Consider the following 2,193-nt stretch of genomic DNA (forward strand, 5'->3'; position numbering starts at 1 on the left):
TCTGCAATTTCGGATCGATCTCCAGCGTGCGCAGGAAAGCGATCCGTTCTGTCAGCCCGACCAGGTTTGACGCACCTAGTGCGGATTCCGACGTGAAGCCGGCCGCCATTCCGATCAAACACCGGCCACCATTCCGGTATAAAGCCGGCCACCATTCCAACCAAAGACCGGCCGGTTTTCGGCACTGAAGATTACCTCCTGGGTCAGCAACTTTGGCATCAATTACCTCGCGATGAACGAGGACATTTTGTGCCGGCAAAGAGAAGGCTGACCATGAGACAGTTGAGACAAATGCTTCGGCTTGCCGGAAGCGGGACCAGCTCCCGCGAGATTGCGGTCGTGCTGGGAATAGCACGCAGTACGGTGCAGGATAATCTGCGGCGCGCAGCGGCAATCGGGTTGAGCTGGCCCCTGCCAGGCGAGCTGACCGATGACGCGCTTGAGAACAAACTCTTCGCTCGCAATGGCGTCAAACAGGGCACGCGGCGGCGCGCAGAGCCGAACTGGGCCGATCTTGCCGTCGAGCTCAAGAAGCCGGGCGTCACGCTCCTCATCTTGTGGGAGGAGTATCGAGGAAGTCATCCCGACGGATATGGCTATAGCCGGTTCTGCGAGCTCTTTCGCAGCTTCGAACAGCGGCTTTCGCCGACGATGCGCCAAGAACACGCCGCCGGCGATAAGGTCTTCGTCGACTATTCCGGCAAGAAGATCCCGATCGTTGATCGAGACACCGGCGAGATCCGTGAGGCGGAGATCTTCGTGGCGGTGCTGGGTGCGTCCAGCTTCACCTATGCCGAAGCAACCTGGACCCAGACACTGCCTGATTGGATTGGCTCACACGTCAGGATGTTTCGTTTCTTTGATGGCGTTCCCCGCCTGATCGTGCCCGACAATCTGAAGTCGGGCGTCAGCCGCGCCAGCTTCTACGATCCCGAGATCAATCGCAGCTACGGCATAATGGCATCCCATTATGGCGTCGGCGTTCTTCCGGCACGGCCGCGACGGCCGAAGGACAAATCGAAAGTCGAGAACGGCGTGCGTTTCGCCCAGTATGCATTCTGGGGCGGCTGCGCAACCAGACCTTCTTCTCGCTGGCCGAGGCCAATGCTGCCATTCGCCAGGCACTCGATCGCATCAATGATCACGTCATGCGTCGGCTGGGCGTCAGTCGCCGGCAACTGTTTGAGAGCGTCGAGCGTGCTGCGCTCGCAAGCCTTCCGAGCGAAGACTACGAATTCGCCGAGTGGCGTTTGGCCCGCGTCTCGACGGACTACCATGTCGAGTTCAAGACCTTCTTCTATTCCGTGCCGCACAGCCTCATTCGCCAGCAAGTCGATCTGAGAGCAACGGCACGCACAATCGAGATCTTTCACCGCGGCAAGCGCATTGCCGTCCATCAGCGCCGCTATGGCGGCCCTCGTCATGGGACTGATCCGGATCATATGCCCAGCTCCCACCGGCGATATGCCGAGTGGACGCCGGATCGTTTCCGTCGCTGGGCCGCATCCGTCGGCCCTGAGACGGAAGGCTTGGTTGTCGCAATCCTCGCCAGCCGCCCACATCCTGAGCAAGGCTTTCGAACATGCCTGGGTGTCCTGCGCCTGTTTCGCGATGTCACACGCGATCGCGCCGAAGCCGTGTCAGCCCGCGCTGTCGAGATCGGTGGGCTGAACTGCAAGAGCATCGCCTCGCTTATCGCCAATCACAAGGCCGCAAGGCATTCCACCGAACCGACCGCCATCGTCGATCACGCCAATCTGCGTGGCCCCGATTACTTCCATTGAGGAGACACACCAATGCTCATCCATCCGACCATCGACATGCTGCGCGAACTCGGCCTTCATGGCATGGCCACCGCCTTCCAGGAGCTCGACGCACAATCCGAAGCACGCGGCCTCGAGCATGGCGAATGGCTTGCCATGCTGCTCGAGCGCGAGGCTACCATGCGCCGCCAGAAGCGTTTCGAAGCCCGCGCCAGGGCTGCAAAACTTCGCCATGACGCACAGATCGAGAATGCCGACCTTCGTGTCGCACGCGGTCTTGATCGCAATCTGTTCATGGCGCTCGCCGGCTGCGACTGGATCAGAAAGCATCACAGTCTTCTCATCACCGGGCCGCCCGATCCCACGACATAATGCACACCTCGCTATGTTATTGAAAAAGCTGGATCTGCTGATCCTGTGATTGTGATAA

General features: G+C 59.9%; 2 pseudogenes. Both read left to right on the forward strand.

What is annotated here, in order from left to right:
- The first annotated feature begins 273 nt into the window (after positions 1-273).
- Positions 274-1,784: pseudogene (gene istA / locus AC0L3O_RS35265) on the forward strand (IS21 family transposase).
- A gap of 12 nt (positions 1,785-1,796) precedes the next feature.
- Positions 1,797-2,117: pseudogene (locus AC0L3O_RS35270) on the forward strand (ATP-binding protein); the annotation flags it as partial.
- Positions 2,118-2,193 lie beyond the last annotated feature (76 nt).

The organism is Mesorhizobium sp. WSM4810 (assembly GCF_055811235.1).